This window comes from Yersinia artesiana, assembly GCF_902726545.1.
GTDB lineage: Bacteria > Pseudomonadota > Gammaproteobacteria > Enterobacterales > Enterobacteriaceae > Yersinia > Yersinia artesiana.
The window spans coordinates 1-23,622 of sequence record NZ_CACVAD010000064.1 but is presented as its reverse complement, the minus strand read 5'-3'; the positions used below and the strand labels follow the sequence as shown (position 1 = coordinate 23,622).

Here is a 23,622-nt window from a genome sequence, read left to right as displayed (position 1 = left end):
ATTTTGAACCGGTCGAACATGACAAACAACTCCCTGAGATACACCGCTTTTATCTATTAATGGAAATTTATCACATAAATAAGGCCGAAGCTGAGAGCTCCCATCCCATACATGTATTTCAACTGTTGTTACTCGGTCTTGTAATAATTCCACCTTTCGGTCATGCGCTTGCCACGTATCCTGAAATGCTGCCATTGGCGTAGGCATCTCTCCATCTAACCGTCCTTCCAAACTATACTGAACAGGTAAACCTAATAACTTATGATTTCTAGGGTTTGAATAAATAAATCTTGACTGATTATCTCTTACTACCCAAGGTTCTGAACTGCGCTCCCAAAACCTTATCTGTATTTCTAATTTATTCTTTAGAGTTTCGTCCATGATATCCTCCTGTTGAATTTAAATCATCTATTACATTAATGGAAAAGAACCTGAGCACTCAAAAAAACTCTGCGGAACATAATTATTGATTTTGTTTTCATAACAATAATCCACTATTTGTTTCTTGCTGGAAACACCAGTTTTCCTATAGATATTTTGAATGATATTGCTGATTGATCTCGGTGATAAGTGAAGTCTTCTGGCGATATCTTTACTTGAAAATGAGTGTAAAATATAAAATAAAACTTCCCATTCTCTTTTGGTGAATAAATCTGAGGGGGGAGTGAATACCAGTGACGTGGGTACTTTTATTTTGTTTAAACGAGTTAATATTATTTCAGTCACTGGTTTACCATGAAAAATAACACCCTGAGATACGCCATTCTCATCGATTAATGGATATTTTTCACTGAAATAAGGCTGAAAATAGTTACGTCCATTCCACGCATGTATTTCAATATTGGTAACACGGTCTTGTAACAATTCCACTTTTCGGTCATGTTCTTGCCAAGCATCTTGAAACTCCGAAGTTGGTGAGGGAACCTCTCCATCAAATCGTCCTTCAAGACTGAATTTATCAGGTAAAGAGAGTAATTTATGATAACTGAGATTTGCATAAATAAATCTTGACTGATTATCTCTTACTCCCCAAGGTTCTGAACTGCGTTCCCAAAATCTTATCATTATTTCCAGTTGGCTCTTTAGAGTTTCGTCCATGGCATTCTCCTGTTACATTTAAATTATCCTTACATTAATGGAAAGGAACCTGAGTACTCAAAAAAACTCTGAGGAACATAATTATTGATCTTGTTTTCATAACAATAATCCACTATCTGCCGCTTGTTGGAAACGCCAACTTTTCTGTAGATATTTTGAATAATATTGCTGACCGACCTCGGTGATAAGTGAAGTTTTTTGGCGATATCTTTACTTGAGAATGAATGCAAAGTATAAAATAATACTTCCCACTCTCTTTTGGTGAATAACGCTGAAGGGGGAGTGAACATTAGTGATGTGGGTACTTTTATTTTATTTAAACGAGTTAACATTAAATCGTGAACTGGTCTGGCATGACAAATAACTCCTTGAGAGTTACCATTTTCATCTATTAGTGGATATTTATCACAGAAAAATGGGGTTAAATAGGATTTCCCATCAACTAAATGTACTTCAGCCGAGGTGATACAGTCTTGTAATAATTCTACCTGCCTGTCTTGCCGCTGAAATTCATCCTGAAACTCTGATATTGGAGAGGGTAAATCACCATCTAATCGCCCTTCAACATTATACTTAGCAGGTAAGGATAAAAGTTTACTAAATCTAGGATTTGCATAAATATATCTTGATTGACTATCCTTTACTTCCCACGGCTCTGAACTGCGATCCCAAAATCTTATCATTATTTCCAGTTGGCTCTTTAGCGTTTCGTCCATGGCATTCTCCTGTTATATTTAAATTATCCTTACATTAATGGAAAGGAACCTGAGTACTCAAAAAAACTCTGTGGAATATAATTATTGATTTTCTCTTCATGACAATAATCCACCAACTGCTGCCTACTGGAAACACCAGTTTTCTTATATATTTTCTGCGTAACATTATCGACTGCTCTTGATGATAAATGGAGTTTTTTCGCAATTTCCACACTTAAAAATGAATGTATAATATAAAACAACACCTCCCATTCTCTTTTTGAAAATAAGTCAGATGGTGGAGTTAAAATAAGCGATGTTGGTAATTTTATCTTATTTAGATGCGTTAATATTATATCTTCCACTGCTCGACCATGGCAAATGATACCTTGAGACACTCCGTATGCATCTATAAGTGGATATTTATCAAAAAAATAAGGTTGAAAGTATGAACGCCCATCCCATTCATGTATTTCAACTGAGGTTATACGGTCTTGTAATAGTTTAACTTTACGGTCATGTTCCTGAAATTCAAGTTCGAATTCTGCTATAGGAGTAGGAAGTTCACCATCAGTTCGCCCTTCCATACTATATTCATCCGGTAAAGCCAATAATCTATGTAATCTCTTATTTGCATAAACATATCTCGATTGGCTATCTTTTACTCCCCAAGGTTCAGAACTGCACGCCCAGAATCTTATTAGCATTTTAAGTGAATTAAAGAGTGATTCTTCCATTATATTTCTCTCCCTATTTGACTATTTAAGCTTTCCTTATTCTTCTAATAATGCTACATCCACGATAATCAATAAATCTACTTGGCCATATTTCTTGTGGTGTTATACCGATCGCTTCTGCAATAATCATTTCACCTTTTGGCCATGGGCGAGTTAATGCGTTAGCCAGCGTTCCAGAGGATAGACCGTTATCTCTTGATAATGCTGAAAGTGAGCCTTTTCTTTTACGTATAGCAGCTAATATTTCTTGTCTATGCCAGTCTTTATTATTCATTTTAACTCTCCTTAATTTGTAAGGTTACAAATATCATTCAATTTTATAATCTGATAATTAAGTTTCCTTGTTAATATTAAACAACACATTAATCATTAATATTCTAAAATTAACACTGAGTATTGAGTGATTAAATAACTATTTTATCACGTAGTCTAGTGTATTATTTACTCGAATTACTGCAGAATATATTGAGAAATAATTTAAGAAATAAACCTGAAATCTTATGGAATATGGAGCTCATATATCATCATTTTTATATTAGCTGAAAAAAAGAATATATGACTCACCGAACTACCCGTTCATCAGTTATTAATGAACGGGTATGATGGAAATTAGTTAACCCCATCACTTCCTGCTTCGACGGGCAGAACCATGTAAGTCCCTGAGAATACAGCACCGGCATCTTCATCGCCGAATAAGTTCACATCCAACTGTACTCTGGCCCGGCGACCACGAGCCAATCTATCCAGATCCCCACTGAGTGAACTTAACTCAGCAACCGCCCTTGGTCGCCCGGTAACAGGGGCGCTGTAGCGAATATGGGCATCGGCAAGAATAATGGTGCCCCCCAAATGGCGCTCGCGCAGTAATAGCCAAATCAAGCCCCAGCCTGTCAGGGTTGCCAGTGAGAAAAGACTGCCAGCAAATAAGGTATGGTGAGGATTTTGATTACCCGCTTCCGGCATGGTTGTGACAAAACGCTGCCCAGTATATTGGCTAATGCGCACACCCATTTTTTCACTGAGTGGAATATGGTCATACCAGGCTTGCTGCAACTGACCACACCAATCAGGACGGTGCAAAATATCATCCATGGTCACAACTGGCTTAATCATTAAGAAATGACGAACTGGCGTGGTCTGCGGGGCAGTTATCTCCCCCTGGCTGATAAAACCGAGCTTTGAGAAGAAATCGACCGCATCTTCACGGGCACTACACACAACCCGTTTTACCCCTTCCTGGCGCGCAACTGACTCTAATGTCATTGCAACTAACGTCCCTAACCCCTTTGATCTCACTGACGGATCTACCGCCAGAAAGCGAATAGCAGCCTCATTATCGGCATTGATGTATAAGCGGCCAATAGCGACAGGTTTACCCTGCTCATCCACTACCATTTGGTGATGGGCCATTGCGTCATAAGCATCTTTTTCAGAACCTATCGGTTGATGTAGCGGCTTGCGTAACATTTCCCAACGGAATTGATAATAATCTTTAAGTTCTTGTTCTGTTGTCGGCACACGCAAGTGATACATAGGAGCATTCTCTCTTTAAAATTATCAATAAGATCTATACCTTAAATAATTCGAGTTGCAGGAAGGCAGCAATTAGTAATTGAGTAAATCCCGATACGGGTATAGGTCGTAACCCTCAATCTTGGGCGAAATCCCGTTTCTAAACTTGCAACCAAAATGTCACTGGGCCGTCGTTTACCAGGCTAACTTTCATATCCGCTGCAAATAATCCCGTTTCCGTTTTTACACCATGCTCGCGACACTGGGCAACAAAATACTGATAAAGCCTGTCTGCTTCTGCGGGAGCTGCCCCACGAGAAAAACTGGGTCTCATGCCCTTTTGGGTATCAGCAACCAGTGTAAATTGTGAAACCACCAGCACGCTGCCCCCCGCTTGCTGGACATTCAGGTTCATTTTGTCGTTCTCATCACTAAAAATCCGATAGCCCAGAACTTTTTCACATAAGCGCTGTGCTTTTTGCTCGGTATCCTCTTGTTCAACACCGAGTAATATCAATAATCCAGGCCCAATCTCACCCACCACTTCCCCATCAACCACGACATTGGCGCTAAGCGCCCGTTGAATCAATGCAATCATAATGCCTTACATCTCCTGACTTTGACTCGGGTTCTGCTCTGTAATAGCCTGATGACGTTGCGCGCGATACTCGCCCAAGGTGACCGTAATTTCTGCCCCCAACAACACAATGCACCAGCTCCAATAAACCCAAAGAAATAGAATGGGGATAACAGCCAGTACCCCATAAATCAACTGATAAGACGGAAACAGCGTGATATACATCGTGAATCCTTTCTTACCAAGCTCGAAAAATAATGCAGCAACCAGTGCGCCGATAACGGCATCGCGCGCGGGTACTCTCACGGTTGGCACCACGCTGTACAATAACCAAAAAGAAACCCATGAAATCAGTAATGGGAATAGCCGCAATGTCTCATCAATCATGCTGTCTACCTGGGCATTTGCCAGCCATTGCAATGACAGCAGATACGAGCTGATCACCATACTGGCCCCAACAAGAATCGGCCCTAATGTCAGTACCATCCAATAAACAGCAAATGAAAATACCAGTGACCGGTGAACCTTACTGCGCCAGATGATATTGAGCACACTGTCGACGGAATAAATTAGCAACAACGCGGTCACAATCAAACCGCAGGTACCCACTACTGTCATACGATTTGAGTTGGCAACAAATTGCTCAAGATAGTTTTGGATAATATCGCCAGTAGCAGGCATAAAATTGGCGAATATGAAGGCTTTCAATTTTATGCTGATATCAGCAAACATCGGAAAAGCCGCGAACAGAGCAAAAATCACAGTAATCAATGGCACGAGAGAAAGTAATGATACATACGCCAGATGCCCAGCCAGCATGGTTAACCCATCTTTATCTATTCGGGTGTAAAGCATTCGCCCGAACGTAATGTAGGGTTTTAAAGATGCAGATAAGCGAAAACGCAGAAAATTCGCCATGATTATCTCTCATTCAATACCGGTGTTTAGGCTCGGTTATGGGCCAGCGTGATGCTTAAGGCTAACCCATTAGTGCCTGGAGTAAGAACTTATCAGGAAAAATAAGCTGGAATAACCTTTCGGTCGGTGACGTGGATGCCAGTAATACCCTCGACTCTGGCGGCAACAATATTCGCCTCAACATCATCAAAGAACACGGCTTGCTCTGCCGGAATGTTCTCCGCACTCAGTACATGTTGATAGATTTTGGCTTCAGGTTTACGCATCCCCAAATCCTGGGACAAATACATATGATCAGCGGCGGCAGCAACTTCAGGATAGTGCTGTGGCCAATAATTGCAATGCAGGCGGTTAGTATTAGATAGCACCACCACTCGGTGCCCTTCGGCCCGCAACTTTTGCATGATTGTGATGACTTCGGGACGTAAGGCCACAAACACCGCCTGCCAACCTTCGGCAAACTGTTCGAAACTCAAGGATAGCCCCATTTCGTCACTTAGCTGATGGGCAAAATCCTCATCGCTGATTTCACCGCGCTCATGCTGCTGGAAGACCTCTCCCATCGTAAAACGCTCACTCAGTGTAGCCAACGGAACACTGCTTAATTTACTCCAAACACCCAATACGCGTTTGAAGTCGATATCAACAATCACATTCCCTAGATCAAAGATATACAGCATGGCGCTCTCCCAATTAGATGGTGAGTTTTACTGTAACGGGAAAAAAGAAAACTGAACAGAGATAGGGGGAAAAAGGAGGGGTCGGTCAGGAAAAATAATATTTGATAAGTGATTCGGGTGAGTGAACGAAGCTAACACAGTACAGCTTCAAGGACGAAGGGGATAGAACTCAGGGCGCTTTTCGCGCCCTAAGTATCAGTAGAACCAAGAAGAATTAATCTTCTTTAGGACCACGACTTGCACGCTTACGATCATTTTCCGTCAGGTGACGCTTACGGATACGGATCGATTGCGGGGTAACTTCAACCAATTCATCGTCATCGATGAATTCCAGAGCCTGTTCCAGAGTTTTCTTCAGGAAAGGAACCAGAGTGGTTGCTTCGTCAGTACCCGATGCACGCATGTTGGTCAGTTGCTTACCGGTCAGGCAGTTAACAGTCAGGTCGTTAGAACGTGAGTGAATACCGATGATTTGGCCTTCATACACTTCTGTACCATGACCGATGAACAGTTTGCCGCGGTCTTGCAGTTTGAACAATGCGAATGCAACAGCTTTGCCCTGACCGTTAGAGATCAGTACGCCGTTTTGACGCTGGCCGATCTCGCCTGGACGCACATCGTCGTAGTGACTGAATGTGGAGTACAGCAGGCCAGTACCAGAGGTCATGGTCATAAATTCAGTACGGAAACCGATCAGACCACGTGCAGGGATCAGGTAATCCAAACGAATACGGCCTTTGCCGTCTGGAACCATGTCCTTCACGTCACCTTTGCGCTCACCCATGGCTTGCATTACTGCGCCCTGGTGCTGCTCTTCGATATCCAACGTCACGTTTTCGAATGGCTCTTGCATACGGCCATCGATTTTACGGTTGATAACTTTAGGACGGGAAACCGCCAGCTCGAAACCTTCACGACGCATGTTTTCGATCAGAACTGACAGGTGCAGTTCGCCACGACCAGATACGCGGAATGCATCAGCATCTTCGGTTTCTTCAACACGCAGTGCCACGTTATGAATCAGCTCTTTGTTCAGGCGCTCAAGGATCTGACGTGAAGTCACGTACTTGCCTTCTTTACCACAGAACGGAGAGGTGTTAACGCAGAAATACATGCTTACGGTTGGTTCATCAACAGACAATGCAGGTAATGCTTCAACAGCATTTACATCACAAATAGTGTCAGAGATGTTCAACTCGCCCAGACCGGTGATAGCAATGATATCGCCAGCTTCAGCCTCGGTAGCTTCAATACGCTCCAGACCCATGTGAGTCAGAACCTTACCAACTTTGGCATTACGAGTTTTGCCTTCGCTATCAATGATAGTGACTTGCTGGTTTGGCTTAACTTTACCGCGTTTGATACGACCGATGCCGATAACACCAACATAGTTGTTGTAATCCAGCTGAGAGATCTGCATCTGGAACGGTGCTTCAAGCTCAACTTGTGGCGGAGACACATGGTCAACGATGGCTTGATACAGCGGGGTCATGTCTTCCGCCATATCATTGTGGTCTTCGCCAGCAATACCCATCAATGCAGATGCATAAATGATAGGGAAGTCCAGTTGTTCGTCGGTTGCGTCCAGGTTAACAAACAGGTCAAATACCTGATCTACAACCCAATCAGGGCGTGCGCCCGGACGGTCAACTTTATTGATTACCACGATTGGTTTCAGACCGTTAGCAAAAGCTTTTTTGGTCACGAAACGTGTCTGCGGCATCGGACCATCCATTGCGTCGACGACCAGCAGCACAGAGTCAACCATAGACATTACGCGTTCAACTTCACCGCCGAAATCGGCGTGTCCTGGGGTATCCACGATGTTGATACGGTAGTCTTTCCACTTAATGGCAGTATTTTTGGCGAGGATGGTTATCCCACGCTCTTTCTCCAAATCGTTGGAGTCCATTACACGTTCAGTTGCTTCAGCACGTTCACCGAACGTACCAGATTGTTGTAGCAACTTATCAACCAGGGTAGTTTTCCCATGGTCAACGTGCGCAATAATGGCGATGTTACGCAGATTCTCGATCACAGCTTTTTTGCCTCAGGCATTTAGAAATAGCGCGCTATTGTACACGTATTAGGCGAGGGACTAAACAAGATCACAAAATTCTCTTATAAACAACCTAACGGCGGTGTGTTTGTGATCCCTTTCACGGTGCAAAAATAGCCTCACGGCCTCTTATTGCACCAATACAGTGCCCAACGGCGCAAATGAAGCACCAAAATAGTGCAATATAACTATCCTGGTGCATACTGAATATCAGCAGACCCCTATGATATGGCATAAACGGGGGGTTTGGAAAGTTGGCATAGATTTCGCAATGTATTTTAGCATGAATAACTGAACATCATATACCCAAAGAAATTGGTGTTGCAGGGGTGTTAGTTGCACTCACTCACCTGCAACTTCAAGTTCGAAGGGGATAACACGGTAATCGTTCCACGACGACGACTATGACAAATCCAGGAGATATAAGTATGTCCGCTGAACATGTTTTGACGATGCTGAATGAGCACGAAGTGAAATTTGTTGATTTGCGCTTCACCGATACCAAAGGGAAAGAACAGCACATCACTATTCCAGCTCATCAGGTCAACGCTGACTTCTTCGAAGAAGGCAAAATGTTTGATGGCTCCTCGATTGGTGGCTGGAAAGGCATTAACGAATCCGACATGGTACTGATGCCAGACGCCAGCACCGCTGTTATGGACCCGTTCTTCGAAGACTCCACACTGATTATCCGTTGTGACATCCTTGAGCCAGGCACCCTGCAAGGTTATGACCGCGATCCGCGTTCTATCTCCAAACGCGCAGAAGAATTCCTGAAATCTTCTGGCATCGCTGATACCGTTTTGTTTGGGCCAGAGCCAGAATTCTTCCTGTTCGACGACGTTCGTTTTGGTAGCACCATCCGTGGTTCTCACGTTTCTATCGATGATATCGAAGGCGCATGGAACTCCAGCACCAAATATGAAGGCGGCAACAAAGGCCACCGTCCAGCAGTCAAAGGCGGTTACTTCCCGGTTCCTCCGGTCGATTCTTCACAGGACCTGCGTTCTACCATGTGTTTGACCATGGAAGAAATGGGCCTGGTAGTTGAAGCGCACCACCATGAAGTTGCAACAGCTGGTCAGAACGAAGTGGCAACTCGCTTCAATACCATGACCAAAAAAGCTGACGAAATTCAGATTTACAAATATGTGGTGCACAACGTGGCACACGCATTCGGTAAAACTGCGACTTTCATGCCAAAACCTATGTTTGGTGATAACGGTTCAGGTATGCACTGCCATATGTCCTTGTCCAAGAACGGTACTAACTTGTTCGCCGGTGACAAATACGCTGGCCTGTCTGAAATGGCGCTGTTCTATATCGGCGGTATCATCAAGCACGCAAAAGCTATTAACGCCTTGGCTAACCCAACGACTAACTCCTACAAACGTTTGGTCCCAGGCTACGAAGCGCCAGTAATGCTGGCATATTCAGCCCGTAACCGTTCAGCTTCTATCCGTATCCCTGTGGTTGCCAGCCCGAAAGCACGTCGTATTGAAGCGCGCTTCCCGGATCCAGCAGCTAACCCATACCTGTGCTTCGCCGCACTATTGATGGCTGGCCTTGATGGCATCATCAACAAAATTCACCCTGGTGATGCGATGGATAAAAACCTGTATGACTTGCCACCGGAAGAAGAAGCTGAAATTCCAAAAGTTGCAGGTTCACTGGACGAAGCAATGGCTGCACTGAACGAAGACCGCGAGTTCCTGACCCGTGGCGGCGTGTTCACTGACGACGCTATCGATGCTTACATCGAATTGCGTAAAGAAGAGATGGACCGCGTTCGTATGACTCCGCACCCAGTTGAGTTCGAATTGTATTACAGCGTTTAATTTTTAGTTTTTTTGTTGCCGTGGAAACTTTTAGCCCATTTCATAATGGGCTTTTTTCTCCACTTTTCGTTTTCGTCATCATTCCTCTGGCTCAGTTGCGACTGAACCGCTAGGATTAATGCACCAAAAATGTGCAGGAGTCTGCGTAATGGCAACAGGCACGCTGCCCGATGCTGGGCAGATCCTCAATTCTCTCATTAATAGCATTCTGCTATTAGATGATTCTCTGGCTATTCATTATGCCAATCCCGCGGCCCAGCAACTTTTGGCGCAAAGCTCTCGTAAACTTTTTGGTACACCACTCCCCGAGTTATTAGGCTACTTTTCTCTGAATATTGAGCTGATGAGGGAAAGTCTGGAGTCGGGGCAAGGTTTTACCGATAACGAAGTGACATTGGTGGTTGATGGTCGGGCGCATATTTTATCGCTCACCGCACAGTCATTGCCGGAAGGTTTCATATTGCTGGAAATGGCACCGATGGATAATCAACGTCGGCTGAGCCAAGAACAGCTACAGCATGCACAACAAATCGCTGCACGTGATTTGGTTCGTGGGCTGGCGCACGAAATCAAGAATCCATTAGGTGGTTTACGAGGGGCGGCACAATTATTGTCAAAAGCCCTGCCCGATCCAGCTTTGCTGGAATATACCAAAGTCATCATTGAGCAAGCTGATCGCCTACGTAATTTGGTTGACCGCTTATTAGGCCCACAGCGGCCTGGTCAACATGTTACGCAAAGCATCCATCAGGTTGCTGAACGGGTTTGCCAACTCGTATCACTGGAAAAACCGGATAACGTGACGTTAATCCGTGATTATGACCCCAGTTTGCCTGAGCTGGCACACGATCCCGATCAAATTGAACAAGTGCTGCTCAATATCACCCGCAATGCATTACAAGCTTTAGGTGAAGCTGGCGGCACGATAACACTTCGTACCCGCACCGCATTTCAGATAACACTGCATGGCGTGCGCTACCGCTTGGCCGCGCGAATTGATATTGAAGATGATGGGCCGGGCGTACCAACACAATTACAAGATACCGTGTTCTATCCGATGGTCAGTGGCCGTGAGGGAGGGACAGGCCTTGGCTTGTCAATTGCCCGCAGTCTTATCGACCAGCATTCGGGTAAAATTGAATTTAACAGTTGGCCGGGACATACCGAATTCTCGGTTTACCTGCCTATTCGCCAGTGAGGTTTCTATGCAACGAGGGATAGTCTGGATCGTCGATGACGATAGCTCCATCCGCTGGGTGCTTGAACGCGCACTGACTGGAGCTGGCCTAAACTGTGCAACATTCGATACCGGCAATCAGGTATTGGATGCGCTTGCCACGCAAACCCCGGATGTGTTGTTATCCGATATTCGTATGCCCGGCATGGATGGATTAGCACTGCTGAAACAAATTAAACAGCGCCATCCAATGCTTCCGGTCATCATAATGACGGCACATTCTGATTTAGATGCAGCCGTTAGCGCCTACCAACAAGGGGCATTTGATTATCTGCCCAAACCCTTTGATATAGATGAAGCAGTCGCGCTGGTTGAGCGGGCGATCAGTCATTATCAGGAACAGCAGCAACCTGCCCGCACTCAACCTGCCAGTGGCCCAACGGCTGATATCATCGGCGAAGCCCCTGCGATGCAGGATGTTTTTCGCATTATTGGCCGCTTGTCGCGCTCCTCTATTAGCGTGCTGATTAACGGCGAATCGGGTACCGGTAAAGAGTTAGTAGCCCATGCACTGCATCGCCATAGCCCACGCGCTAAAGCCCCGTTCATCGCACTGAACATGGCCGCGATTCCAAAAGATTTAATTGAGTCCGAGCTGTTTGGCCATGAAAAAGGCGCATTTACCGGTGCCAATCAGGTACGCCAAGGCCGCTTTGAACAAGCCGATGGCGGCACACTGTTTTTAGATGAAATCGGTGATATGCCGTTGGATGTGCAAACCCGCCTGCTGCGCGTGTTGGCTGACGGCCAGTTCTATCGGGTTGGCGGTTATGCACCGGTCAAGGTGGATGTGCGCATCATTGCTGCAACCCATCAGAATCTGGAGCTACGGGTTCAGGAAGGGAAATTCCGCGAAGACTTGTTCCATCGTCTGAATGTCATCCGAGTGCATTTACCGCCACTGCGTGAGCGCCGTGAAGATATTCCTCGTCTGGCGCGCTACTTCTTACAAGTCGCCGCGAAAGAGTTGGGGGTCGAAGCCAAGAACCTGCATCCTGAAACAGAAGTTGCACTGACTCGCCTACCCTGGCCGGGTAACGTGCGCCAACTGGAAAATACCTGCCGTTGGTTGACCGTGATGGCCGCCGGGCAAGAAGTGTTGGTTCAGGACTTGCCTTCTGAGCTGTTTGAAACCAGTACACCAGAGACTTCCGGCCAACGGATGCCGGATAATTGGTCGACATTACTGGCGCAATGGGCAGATCGTGCATTGCGTTCGGGTCATCAGGACTTGCTGTCAGAAGCGCAGCCAGAAATGGAGCGCACGCTGTTAACCACCGCATTACGTCACACCCAAGGACATAAACAGGAAGCCGCACGTCTGTTAGGCTGGGGCCGAAATACGTTAACGCGTAAGTTGAAAGAATTGGGAATGGAATAAAATTTATTTAGCGATCACCCTCATCACTGAGGGTGATTTTATTAGATCACGCGGGAGAACTGCTGCTTGCGCGCCTGTTTACGTAAATAGATATCGAAACACATACAAATATTGCGAATGAGTAAACGCCCGCGCGGAGTTACACGGATACTCTTATCATCCCGCTCCACCAGCCCATCTTGTTCAAAGGGGGCGAGTAACTCAAAATCTTCAGCAAAATAATCAGCGAAACGAATACCATAATGCTGTTCAATCGGCTGATAGCTGATTTGGAAGTTACAAATCAGTGTCTTAATCACGTCGCGGCGCAAGCAATCATCTTCCGTCATGGTCAGACCACGCCATAAGGCATTGCCACGCTGTTCGACGACGGCATAATAAGTCTTCAAATCTTTTTCATTTTGCGCGTAACTGTCACCTAACATGCTGATGGCAGAAACCCCCAAACCAAGTAAATCGCTCTCACCTTGGGTGGTATAGCCCTGGAAATTACGATGTAATTTACCTTCACGCTGGGCAATCGCCAGCTCATCGTCTGGTCGGGCAAAATGATCCATGCCAATGAACTGATAGCCAGATTCCGTTAAGAAACTGATGGTATGTTGCAAAATATCCAGTCGCTGCTCGGCACTTGGCAAATCCGCATCTTTAATTTTACGCTGTGCAGCAAACAGGCTCGGCAAATGGGCGTAATTGAATACGCTCAAGCGATCTGGGTTGAGTTCTGCTACCCGCTTGAGGGTAAAAGCAAAACTTTCTGGCGTCTGTTTTGGCAAACCATAAATCAAATCAATATTGGTCGAGTTAAATCCCAGCGCCTTGGCACGAGCAATCAGCGCAAAGATAAAATCTTCATCTTGCTCACGGTTAACCAGCCGTTGAACCTCTTTATTGAAATCCTGCACCCCCATGCTCAGGCGATTAAACCCTTCAGCACGCAGATGATCGAGCACATCCAGCTCAATTTCACGCGGATCAACTTCAATTGACTGCTCTGCGCCGGGTAGAAAATCAAAGTTTTCACGCAACAGATTCATCAAATGAGTAATTTGTGTTTTATTCAGATAAGTGGGCGTGCCGCCGCCCCAGTGCATCTGGCTGACCTGACGACCGGCAAATAATGTAGCCCGCTGGCGGATCTCTTTTTCCAAAACGGCCAGGTATTCATCCGCTTTATGTTGCTGGCGCGTCACCAATTTATTGCAGCCACAGAAGTAGCAGAGCTTATGGCAAAACGGGATATGCACATATAGCGATAAAGGCCGCTGCGGATAACGTTTCACCGCCTGCTGAAAAGCAGATTCATTGTACTCTTCACTAAACTCAAGGGCTGTGGGGTAAGAGGTATAACGCGGCCCCGAATAATTATATTTTTGAATCAGGGACAGATCCCAAACTATAGCGTTTTCAGACATGTTCATTCCTTCCGATATTTTCGCTTACCGGGCCGGCTAGGGGGCAGATGTTTTCGTTGTCTGGCCGCAGAAGCGCTGCGCAACTGTTTTCTTCGTTGCGACAGCCGCCATAGTTTACCCAATAACCACAATAGATAACATGTAAGTAGTAGGGCTATTATCGGGATCACCCACTGCATGGATTAAAATGTATCTTTTGGATTACCGCTCTTCAGTAATTTTAAGATGTCTTCCGGCTTTTCTTCGCGCTCTTCGTCATCTTCGTCGTCACCCAGTTCAATGCCTAATTGTTCCATCAGGGCATCAATACGGTCTAACGTCAGATCAACATAAGCCTGGTCTTCTTTGCTCAATACTTCGTCGTTATCGAGTCTGTCCAGCAATGCATCCAAACGCTCATCGTTTTCCAGCTTGGTTAGCTCTTCTTCCGGCGTCAGACGTGGCTTAGCTTCAACTTTAGCCACTGGCTTCGTGGTTGGCTTCGCTTTTGCCTTGCTCTCGACCACCAAAGGTACAGGCACTTTGCTGCCAATACGTGGATCTTTCTCTTGAGCCTGAGTTGACCCCGCCTTATTGCTGCCCTCAACATTGGTTCTCGCACCTGAGCGATTGCCACTGTGTCTTTTCTGACGTTTGCGCTCGCGAGCTTCAATATCAAGCTCTACACGGGTTTTTTTATGACGCTTTGGCGTTGCGGTGCCTTTCGGGGCCGCACGGTCAGCGCGTGGTGCTTTATTTGGTTGCTTCATAACCTGTGCTCTTAAATGAGTATGGGATCGGATTGAGTATATACCCGTCATCTTCCAAGTTGCAGATGCTCTTATTTGCCGCTTTCCTGCATCTTGAAATTTATTGAGTATAGGATTGGGCCGGAATCTAGCAGAAAGAAGAGAAAGAAAAAAGGCGGCAGATTAACCTGTCGCCTTTTTTCGCACCTTCTGCGGAAGGATATCCTTACTGTGCATTCCCTGCACTGATATAACGTCCCGGTTTCTCCCTACTGCAATTCGCCATCCTTGCCATCCCCCCAACCCTGAAGGCGACTCACCCAGCACTCCAGCCTGTGTCCATAAACATCCTTTTATATAAGCTCCCTATATCATCCCTGGCTCTCAGTATATCCATTACATTCCTTAAGCATATGCCACTCTTCCTAAGTGATTACGCTCCTTGCCAGCGCGTCCTGCACTGTTAAAAATCATGATTTATAAAAAATAGTTATTTGTTTTAATTCAAAAAAATAATCATAAAAACAAACTAACCGCTGATAAGTGTAGACTATTTTTAATAAAGTTTTTCTTAACAATCATTCAATGATAAGCGATTAGTTTTTCCGACAATGACCGCTAACTCACAAAAACTGTAATTTAACGGAAAAAAACAGATTCTGACTCCTGCGAAATAGCATACAAAAGGGATATACCCTCAATAATTCAAATTGCAGGAAGGCGGGTATAAAAGATAAACCCCCTTTTTTCGGCCCGATACAGTTATAATCGCTGCATGTAAGCTATCTCTCACGGAGACGACAAATTTTGACTATCAGAAATTTTAACTATCACATGACTCACTTCGTCATCAGTGCTCCGGATATTCGCCATCTGCCACGGGATGAAGGTATTGAAGTGGCATTTGCTGGCCGCTCAAATGCGGGCAAATCGAGTGCTCTCAATACATTAACTGGTCAGAAAAGTTTGGCCAGAACCAGTAAAACACCGGGCCGTACTCAGCTAATTAACTTATTTGAAGTGGTTGAGGGTGTGCGTTTGGTCGACTTGCCGGGTTATGGCTATGCCGAAGTCCCGGAAGAGATGAAACTCAAGTGGCAGCGCGCATTAGGAGAGTATTTACAGAAACGTAACTGCCTGAAAGGATTGGTTGTGTTAATGGATATTCGTCATCCGCTGAAAGATTTAGATCAGCAGATGATCACATGGGCAGTCGCTGTCGGAACTCCAGTTCTGCTGTTACTGACCAAAGCAGATAAGCTGGCATCTGGCGCTCGCAAAGCCCAACTGAACATGGTGCGGGAAGCTATCATTCCATTTATGGGTGATATTCAGGTTGAAGCTTTCTCATCATTGAAAAAGATTGGTGTCGATAAATTGCGTGAAAAGCTGGATACCTGGTTCAGCGAAATCCCGCCAGAAGTCATGATTGACGAGTATGACGACGAAGGCGAATAACCTGTTGCCATGTGCAGCCCGCAAGGGCTGCTACTTCAAGAGTGGCAGTCATATCACGCTGCACCAGAACCTTCGCTCCAGTTTTTTGTGATGAATCCCCCCAACGACGCCGCCCTATCAGCCAATGGTTCGCCCATTTTCTGGCCTATTTTCTGACAAAGACCCAATAAAAAACGCCCCAGTCAATAAATGACTGGGGCGGCTAATATACAGCCAAATCCGATTACGTGAAGTAAAAGGTCTGAAAGATAGAACATCTTACCTCTGTACCCTACATCTGTAACTCTACATCATTTTTTCGCAGGGCAAAAGAATTTTTTGTTGTATAGTTACACAAATTGTCACGATTCAGCGCGCATCATCCCCGTATTATCGCCCCTAAATGTAGCTTAATTACATAAAGTGCTTTATTTATCATCACTTACCCATACAACTAATGAGCTTGATCCCAGTTATAACCCACACCGACATCAACTTTTAATGGCACAGCCAGTTGCATACTCTGTTCCATCAGTTCGCGGATCTGCTGTTCAGCGCTTTCCAGCACACTCTCATGCACTTCAAATACTAATTCATCGTGTACTTGCATGATGACCCGCACCAAAGGCTCAGCTTCTTGCTGTAACCAGGCATCCACTGCAATCATTGCACGCTTAATAATATCAGCAGCGGTTCCTTGCATCGGCGCATTGATCGCTTCACGTTCAGCAGCTTTGCGACGAGTTGCATTACGTGAGTGAATATCTGGCAGATAGAGACGGCGGCCATCCAGAGTCGTGACATAACCTTGTTCAGCAGCTTGCTTGCGGGTGCGCTCCATATATTCCAACACGCCCGGATAGCGCTCAAAATAGAGATCCATATAGCGCTGAGCTTCCCCACGAGGAATATTCAGCTGCCGCGCCAAACCAAATGCACTCATGCCATAAATCAAACCAAAGTTGATAGCTTTCGCACTGCGGCGCTGTTCATTAGTAACCTTTTCAAGAGGTAAACCGAACACTTCAGCCGCTGTTGCGCGGTGAATATCCTTGCCAGCAGCAAATGCCGCCAACAACCCTTTATCCTGCGACAAATGAGCCATGATACGCAGCTCAATTTGGGAGTAGTCAGCCGCCATGATGCGGTAGCCTTCTGGCGCAATAAAAGCCTGACGTATACGACGCCCCTCTTCATTTCGCACCGGAATGTTTTGCAAGTTAGGATCACGGGAAGATAAACGCCCGGTGGCAGTAACAGCCTGATGATAAGAAGTATGGACTCGCCCGGAAACCGGGTTAATCATCAACGGCAGTTTATCGGTATAGGTACTTTTCAGCTTCGCTAAGCCCCGATACTCAAGAATAACCTTCGGCAGAGGGTAATCCAGCGCCAACTCGGCCAGCACCTCTTCGTTAGTTGAAGCCGCGCCGCCAGGGGTTTTCTTCAAAATAGGCAGTTTTTGTTTTTCATACAAAATAACCTGTAACTGCTTTGGCGAGGCCAGATTAAAAGGCTCTTCAGCCAATTCGTGCGCTTGTTTTTCCAGCTCATCAAGACGAATAGTCAGTTCTTTGGAATGCGCCGCCAATATATTCTGGTCAATCAATACGCCAGTCCGCTCGATACGGGACAAAATTGGCAGTAACGGCATCTCAATTTCTTGGAATACCCGTTTGAGTCCTTCACTTTGCTGTAACTTCGGCCACAGCACCAAGTGCAACTGTAGGGTAACGTCTGCATCTTCTGCCGCATAAGGCCCAGCTTGCTCTAATGCAATTTGGTTGAAGGTGAGTTGATTTTTACCTTTACCAGCGATCTCTTCGAAAGTAATGGTCTTATGGTTGAGATAGCGCTCCGCCAGGCTATCCATATCATGTCTGCCGGCAACACTGTCTAAAACATAAGATTCCAACATGGTATCAAAAGCAATACCACGCAAATCAATGCCATAACGTGCCAACATGCTTTGATCAAACTTAAGATTCTGCCCGACTTTCAGGGCTTTATCATCTTCCAGCAAGGGTTTAAGCTGGGCCAGAACCCAATCCCTATCAAGCTGAACTGGGGCATCCAAATAATCATGCGCTAATGGCAAATAAGCGGCTTCACCCGGTGCCACGGCAAAAGAGAGGCCAATTAAATTACTGCTGAGGGTATCAAGGCCGTCAGTTTCAGTATCAAAAGCAAAAACCTCTGCCTTTTTAAGCCGCTCAATCCAATCGCTTAAAGATTTTTCATCCAAGATAGTCTGATAATTTTCTTGTGAGAGCACGGCGGTCACTTCTGCCACAGGTGCAGGTTCTGGTGCTGAAAAAGCTTTATTGCTCGCCTGCGCTGTTGGCCTATCTTTTTTACCATCCAGCCATTTGCCAGCCTCTACATCCGCGAGCCAGCGCTTAAATTCATAACGACTGAATAATTGATGTAATTGCTCATCATCCGGCGCTGAGACGTTCAACTCATCACAAGTTATATCCAGTTCAACATCCGTTTTAATCGTGGCTAATTTATAAGAGAGATAGGCCACATCTTTATTCTGCTCTAATTTGGCAGACATCGTTTTTGCACCACGGAATGTCAGCGTGGATATCTTATCCAAATTACTAAATAGTGAGTCCAATCCACCCAGACCTTGCAATAAAGCCTGTGCCGTTTTCTCACCAACACCAGGAACTCCCGGAATATTATCGGAGGAGTCGCCCATCAGTGCGAGAAAATCAATAATCAGTTCAGGGGGAACGCCATATTTTTCGCACACTTCCTGTGGCCCTAAAATAGCGTTATTCATTGTATTGATAAGAGTGATATTTGGCGTAACTAATTGCGCCATATCTTTATCACCGGTACTAATTAATACGGCATGACCTGCTTTTTCAGCCTCTTGTGCCAAAGTACCAATAACATCGTCAGCCTCAACACCGGAAACAACCAATAAAGGCAGCCCCATAGCCTTAACCATTTGGTGAAGCGGCTCAATTTGAGCCCGCAAATCATCGGGCATAGGTGGGCGATGGGACTTATATTCCGCGAAAAGCTCGTCACGAAATGTTTTACCTTTGGCATCAAAAACTACGGCGACATGGCTTGGTCGGTATTGCAACAACAGACTGCGCAACATGTTCAACACGCCATACATCGCGCCCGTTGGCTCACCTTTGCTGTTGGTTAGCGGCGGAAAAGCATGGTAGGCACGATAGAGGTAAGAGGAACCGTCTACGAGGATTAATGGGTTTTCTGCAATCTGGGCCATAGAGTTTCTTCATCTTTATTCAGCAAGGTCTGACGCTAAGAATGCCATAGCTCGCAGCAAGAGACGAATATTAGCGTCCATTGTTGTGCGAAAGAGAGCATTTTTACATTGTGATCTTAAAGATCCAGCTTGTGGATAACTTTGTGAGTAAAAACATGAGCAGATTATATCTTTTGGCTTCTTTTTTATAGGGCAATATTTTATATCTTAATAATCATATAGTTATGGTTATTAGTTTCTTATTCTATTGTCATTATTTCGTTATCTGATTTGTGGATATTACTTATTCAGTTACCATCACAAGGTCCGTTAATTTTACTTATCGTAAATTTATTGGCACAGATTTTTTATTCCTTCACGCAAACTTATTTTTATCTTTTTGTACCTTAAATATTGGCGATAACCTATCACTGGAATAGATAAACCAATCAAAAGCAACATTAAGACTAATAAATATCGGCACTCGGTAGAGTGGTTATCACATTAGATAATCCGATGTTTTTATAGTGGGATAGCAACAGATTTGAAGTGTGCAGATATTAGATAACTGAAAGAGGGGCTAATAAAATCCAGCCCCTCTTTTTATACTATTATTTCTGAGTCAGCAGGAACTTAACGACATCTGCATACTGTTTAACATAGGTATCCATTGAGCTGGTATCCATGCCATCGTTTTTAATCATATATTTACCATTAACAAACATGGCTGGCACACCACGTAATTCTAGATCTTCAGCGGCTTTTTGCTGCTGAACAACCAGTGATTTAACGACAAAACTGTTTAATGCGGCATCATAGTCTTCGCCACTCACACCCGCTTTGATAAAGACGTTACGGATATCATCAGGAGTTTGTACAGTTTGTGTTTTCTGTACACCTTCAAACATCAGCGGGGTGATTTTATCTTCAACACCCAGCGCCATAGCAACAGCCCATGCTTGAGAAAGTTGCTTACCCAATGGGCCAAGGAACTCAACATGGTAACGGGTCATTTTAGTCCCTTCTGGCAGTGATTTTTTTACTGCCTGAGGGACATGGTAAACCTCTTCAAACTGGTAGCAGTGAGGGCAATAGAAAGAGAAAAACTCTAAAACCTGAGGCTCACCGGTTACCGGTTTGTTTAACGTTTGGTACTGAGTGCCATCAGTAAATTGCGCAGCCGATGCACTGAATGCCATCACCATGCCAACGAGTGCTAACCATACATTTTTCATACTATAAGAATCTCCATTATCTTAGCTTTAGTACATTGGCATCAGCTGCAAAGGGGGTGCCTGCAACAGCTTAACCTGTTCTGTAAATGATGCAGTCTGCTGTAACCAAAAATCAGACTCAGCCATCCACGGAAAACTTTTAGGAAATGCCGGGTCCTGCCAACGTCTGGCGACCCATGCAAGGTAATAAACCATCCGCATCGCGCGTAAAGGTTCAATGAGTGCAAGTTCCCGCTGATCAAAATCAGCAAACTCGCCATAAGCTTCTAACAAGATATCTAACTGGATCAATTGCTCACGGCGCTCGCCGTGTAACAACATCCAAAGATCCTGAACCGCCGGGCCATTTCGAGCATCATCCAAATCGACAAACATCGGCCCATCGCGCCACAAAATATTGCCTGGGTGGCAGTCACCATGTAACCGCAATGGTTGCCAATCTGTATGCCAATACTGCTTGATGGTGCTAATCAGCAGATCAGTTGCTGCCAGAAATTTGTCTCGCTGTTTTGCTGGCACCAATTCGCTGCTGGCCAGTAATTGGCGTGGTTCTGTCAGATACTCCTCAATCCCTATCGTTGAGCGAGCGATAAACAAAGCATCACTGCCCACCTGGTGAATTCGGCCTAGATAACGCCCAACCCACTCTAATTGATCAAGGTTATCGATTTCATACTGACGCCCGCCAACGCTCGGAAAAACTGTAAAGAAAAAACCACCATGAGTATGCAAAGTGCGCCCATCAAGCTGCAATGGGGCTATCACCGGGATTTCAGACGCTGCCAAATCAAGCGAGAACTGATGTTCTTCCAGGATTTGCTCGCTGCTCCAGCGCTCAGGGCGGTAGAATTTAACCACATATCGTTTACGATCTTCTTCCATAAACTGATAAACGCGGTTTTCATAACTATTGAGCGCAGTTAACCCAGAATCTACCCGCAACCCCACACCTTCGAGGGCATCCATAATCAAGTCAGGAGACAATGTCTGAAAATTAAAAGCAGAGCTGTTCATAACAACATTCAGTCTATATAAGTGACAGCGGCTCGCTGAGAATAAGAAATAGTATCATCAAAGCCCCATCTAAGCAGACAAGGAGTATGACTAATCTTTAATGATGCCACGGGCACGCAATATGGCGGTTTTAAAGTCTTCTTCGTAATCTTTTTTCAGACCAGGAATCACTTCTGTCGATGCTGAACCGCGCATTTTCAGATGATAAATAAGAATATCGTCCGTGAGATCTGAGAATTCACCTTCAAAACCAGCTTCATCTGACAGTTTTTGTAAAAACTGCACCAGATTTAAATCGGGTTCTTGTTGCCAGGCTGGATGTAAAAGCTCTATCAGTTCATTAACACGATGGCATTTCATAGCAAATTTATCCTATTTAAAAATATGCTGACAAAGTAGCAGGGATATTCACACAGGGAAAGAGAGCCTATTGTCAATAAAAGTAAATCCTGACCAATCCTGCTATTTAAAGATACAATTCGTCTGTCAATTGAATGCAACGGAGTGATAGAAATGCAGCCCAATATTACAGGCGTTATTCTTGCGGGAGGTCGTTCTTCCCGAATGGGAGGCAATGACAAGGGGCTGACTCTTCTTCACGATAAGCCGTTGTTTCAATATGTCATCGATAGATTAAAACCTCAGGTTAACGATCTCCTTATTAATGCTAATCGTAATCAAGAGTTGTATCAAGCAAGTGGGATACCTGTCGTTAGCGATATCATTACCGGCTTTGTCGGGCCATTAGCGGGTATGCATACAGGGCTGAGCTATTCAGCCACGGAATGGGTTGTGTTTGCTCCTTGCGACGTTCCTGCGCTTCCAGGCAATTTAGTGTCTCAACTTTGGCAAGAAAAGCAGCAATCACTGGCGGCTTATGTTCACGATGGCGAGCGAGCACACCCGACATTAGTGCTAATGCATGTTAGCCTGAAATCACTGCTTGCGGAGTATTTGGCAAAAGGCGATCGCAAGCTAATGATATTTATGGATAGTGTTAATGCTCGGCCCATAATATTCCGTGGGCAAAGAGATCAATTCAGCAACCTAAATACTCCCGCAGACTGTGACTTATGGGAACAGAGTAAAAGAGGGGAATTATGAGCCGCAAAACACCACCACTGTTAGGGATTGCAGCATACAGTGGTACAGGAAAAACAACATTACTCAAAAGCCTAATTCCTTTATTGCAACAACGACAAATCCGGGTTGGCCTGATCAAACATACACATCACAATATGGAAATTGATACGCCAGGTAAAGATAGTTATGAGCTGCGTAAGGCGGGGGCACATCAGACTCTGGTTGCCAGTGATTGCCGTTGGGCGTTAATGACAGAAACTCCAGAGCAAAAACCTTTGGATCTGCACTATCTTGCCAGCAGGTTGGATGCTTCAACTATCGATCTAATATTGGTTGAAGGTTTTAAACATGAGCCAATCAATAAAATTGCCCTCTATAGAGAAGCAGTCGGAAAGCCTTACACAGATTTGATTGATAAATATGTTATTGCTTTAGCAAGCGATGAACTGATAGATACCACTGTGAAACAATTAGATATTAATCAACCCGAACAGATTGCAGATTTCATTTGTAGCTGGCTTCAAATGAACCTATCACAGCCATAAAACAAAAAAGGTCACCCGTCAGGGTAGCCTTCTCTTTTATTTGGCTTTTTACACGCAAAAAACTATTTCTATCGTTTTTTATATTTCCCACATAGCCGAAACCCCACGCTTTTGGCATGGGGTTTCGGCTTGATTTGATGCCTGGCAGTGTCCTACTCTCGCATGGGGAGACCCCACACTACCATCGGCGCTACGGCGTTT

Annotated in this window: 22 protein-coding genes; 6 read left to right on the top strand and 16 right to left on the bottom strand. The window is 45.0% G+C overall.

The window, feature by feature from the left end:
- From HU019_RS17825 to typA, 10 genes are all read right to left on the bottom strand, one after another.
- Positions 1-381 (bottom strand): PAS domain-containing protein (locus HU019_RS17825; RefSeq protein ID WP_174850507.1); only part of this gene is annotated, 381 nt, incomplete at its 3' end.
- Between the two features lie 30 nt (positions 382-411).
- Positions 412-1,098 carry a helix-turn-helix transcriptional regulator gene (locus HU019_RS17820; protein WP_174850506.1) on the bottom strand — a complete coding sequence of 229 codons (687 nt, stop codon included), beginning with the start codon at positions 1,096-1,098 and terminating at the stop codon, positions 412-414.
- Positions 1,099-1,127: 29 nt separating this feature from the next.
- Complete coding sequence (locus HU019_RS17815) at positions 1,128-1,814, bottom strand: helix-turn-helix transcriptional regulator (protein WP_174848427.1); 687 nt, start codon at positions 1,812-1,814, stop codon at positions 1,128-1,130.
- 29 nt (positions 1,815-1,843) lie between these two features.
- On the bottom strand, positions 1,844-2,530 hold the full coding sequence (locus tag HU019_RS17810) for a helix-turn-helix transcriptional regulator (RefSeq protein ID WP_174848426.1): 687 nt from the start codon (positions 2,528-2,530) through the stop codon (positions 1,844-1,846).
- Between the two features lie 25 nt (positions 2,531-2,555).
- Positions 2,556-2,804 carry a helix-turn-helix domain-containing protein gene (locus HU019_RS17805; protein ID WP_174848425.1) on the bottom strand — a complete coding sequence of 83 codons (249 nt, stop codon included), beginning with the start codon at positions 2,802-2,804 and terminating at the stop codon, positions 2,556-2,558.
- Positions 2,805-3,139: 335 nt separating this feature from the next.
- Entirely contained in the window at positions 3,140-4,063 is a 924-nt protein-coding gene (gene fabY, locus HU019_RS17800; RefSeq protein ID WP_174848424.1) for a fatty acid biosynthesis protein FabY, read from the bottom strand.
- Between the two features lie 139 nt (positions 4,064-4,202).
- Entirely contained in the window at positions 4,203-4,640 is a 438-nt protein-coding gene (gene dtd / locus HU019_RS17795) for a D-aminoacyl-tRNA deacylase (RefSeq protein WP_050076910.1), read from the bottom strand.
- A 6-nt stretch (positions 4,641-4,646) separates the two neighbouring features.
- On the bottom strand, positions 4,647-5,537 hold the full coding sequence (locus HU019_RS17790) for a virulence factor BrkB family protein (protein ID WP_174848423.1): 891 nt from the start codon (positions 5,535-5,537) through the stop codon (positions 4,647-4,649).
- 92 nt (positions 5,538-5,629) lie between these two features.
- Positions 5,630-6,217: a glucose-1-phosphatase gene (yihX, locus tag HU019_RS17785; protein ID WP_174848422.1), complete on the bottom strand. Its 588-nt coding sequence runs from the start codon at positions 6,215-6,217 to the stop codon at positions 5,630-5,632.
- 214 nt (positions 6,218-6,431) lie between these two features.
- Positions 6,432-8,255 carry a ribosome-dependent GTPase TypA gene (typA, locus tag HU019_RS17780; protein ID WP_174848421.1) on the bottom strand — a complete coding sequence of 608 codons (1,824 nt, stop codon included), beginning with the start codon at positions 8,253-8,255 and terminating at the stop codon, positions 6,432-6,434.
- 449 nt (positions 8,256-8,704) lie between these two features.
- Between typA and glnA the strand changes: the two genes are divergently transcribed.
- From glnA to glnG, 3 genes are all read left to right on the top strand, one after another.
- Positions 8,705-10,114, top strand: a complete 1,410-nt coding sequence (gene glnA / locus HU019_RS17775; RefSeq protein ID WP_050076906.1) for a glutamate--ammonia ligase — start codon at positions 8,705-8,707, stop codon at positions 10,112-10,114.
- Positions 10,115-10,262: 148 nt separating this feature from the next.
- On the top strand, positions 10,263-11,312 hold the full coding sequence (gene glnL, locus HU019_RS17770) for a nitrogen regulation protein NR(II) (protein ID WP_050076905.1): 1,050 nt from the start codon (positions 10,263-10,265) through the stop codon (positions 11,310-11,312).
- Between the two features lie 7 nt (positions 11,313-11,319).
- Positions 11,320-12,732 carry a nitrogen regulation protein NR(I) gene (gene glnG / locus HU019_RS17765; protein WP_174848420.1) on the top strand — a complete coding sequence of 471 codons (1,413 nt, stop codon included), beginning with the start codon at positions 11,320-11,322 and terminating at the stop codon, positions 12,730-12,732.
- Positions 12,733-12,773: 41 nt separating this feature from the next.
- Here glnG and hemN read toward each other — a convergent pair whose 3' ends face one another.
- Positions 12,774-14,147: an oxygen-independent coproporphyrinogen III oxidase gene (hemN, locus tag HU019_RS17760; RefSeq protein WP_174848419.1), complete on the bottom strand. Its 1,374-nt coding sequence runs from the start codon at positions 14,145-14,147 to the stop codon at positions 12,774-12,776.
- 182 nt (positions 14,148-14,329) lie between these two features.
- A complete protein-coding gene (gene yihI / locus HU019_RS17755; RefSeq protein WP_174848418.1) occupies positions 14,330-14,896 on the bottom strand; it encodes a Der GTPase-activating protein YihI in 567 nt (188 codons plus the stop codon).
- A gap of 786 nt (positions 14,897-15,682) precedes the next feature.
- On the opposite strand from yihI, the gene yihA reads away from it, so the two are divergent.
- Positions 15,683-16,333 (top strand): ribosome biogenesis GTP-binding protein YihA/YsxC, encoded by a 651-nt coding sequence (gene yihA, locus HU019_RS17750; RefSeq protein WP_174848417.1) that lies wholly within the window; start codon positions 15,683-15,685, stop codon positions 16,331-16,333.
- Positions 16,334-16,766: 433 nt separating this feature from the next.
- Here yihA and polA read toward each other — a convergent pair whose 3' ends face one another.
- The 4 genes from polA to HU019_RS17730 form a co-directional block, all read right to left on the bottom strand.
- Complete coding sequence (gene polA, locus HU019_RS17745; RefSeq protein ID WP_174848416.1) at positions 16,767-19,565, bottom strand: DNA polymerase I; 2,799 nt, start codon at positions 19,563-19,565, stop codon at positions 16,767-16,769.
- A 590-nt stretch (positions 19,566-20,155) separates the two neighbouring features.
- Positions 20,156-20,779, bottom strand: coding sequence for a thiol:disulfide interchange protein DsbA (gene dsbA / locus HU019_RS17740; RefSeq protein ID WP_174848415.1), 624 nt, complete (start codon positions 20,777-20,779; stop codon positions 20,156-20,158).
- A 27-nt stretch (positions 20,780-20,806) separates the two neighbouring features.
- On the bottom strand, positions 20,807-21,793 hold the full coding sequence (locus tag HU019_RS17735; protein ID WP_174848414.1) for a serine/threonine protein kinase: 987 nt from the start codon (positions 21,791-21,793) through the stop codon (positions 20,807-20,809).
- A gap of 90 nt (positions 21,794-21,883) precedes the next feature.
- Positions 21,884-22,153: a YihD family protein gene (locus HU019_RS17730; RefSeq protein ID WP_174848413.1), complete on the bottom strand. Its 270-nt coding sequence runs from the start codon at positions 22,151-22,153 to the stop codon at positions 21,884-21,886.
- Positions 22,154-22,306: 153 nt separating this feature from the next.
- Here HU019_RS17730 and mobA point away from each other — a divergent pair, with 153 nt between their 5' ends.
- Together mobA and mobB are read left to right on the top strand one after the other, a co-directional pair.
- On the top strand, positions 22,307-22,897 hold the full coding sequence (gene mobA, locus HU019_RS17725) for a molybdenum cofactor guanylyltransferase MobA (RefSeq protein ID WP_174848412.1): 591 nt from the start codon (positions 22,307-22,309) through the stop codon (positions 22,895-22,897).
- A complete protein-coding gene (gene mobB, locus HU019_RS17720; protein WP_174848411.1) occupies positions 22,894-23,421 on the top strand; it encodes a molybdopterin-guanine dinucleotide biosynthesis protein MobB in 528 nt (175 codons plus the stop codon). The genes mobA and mobB overlap by 4 nt, the downstream gene beginning before the upstream one ends.
- Positions 23,422-23,622: the final 201 nt, after the last annotated feature.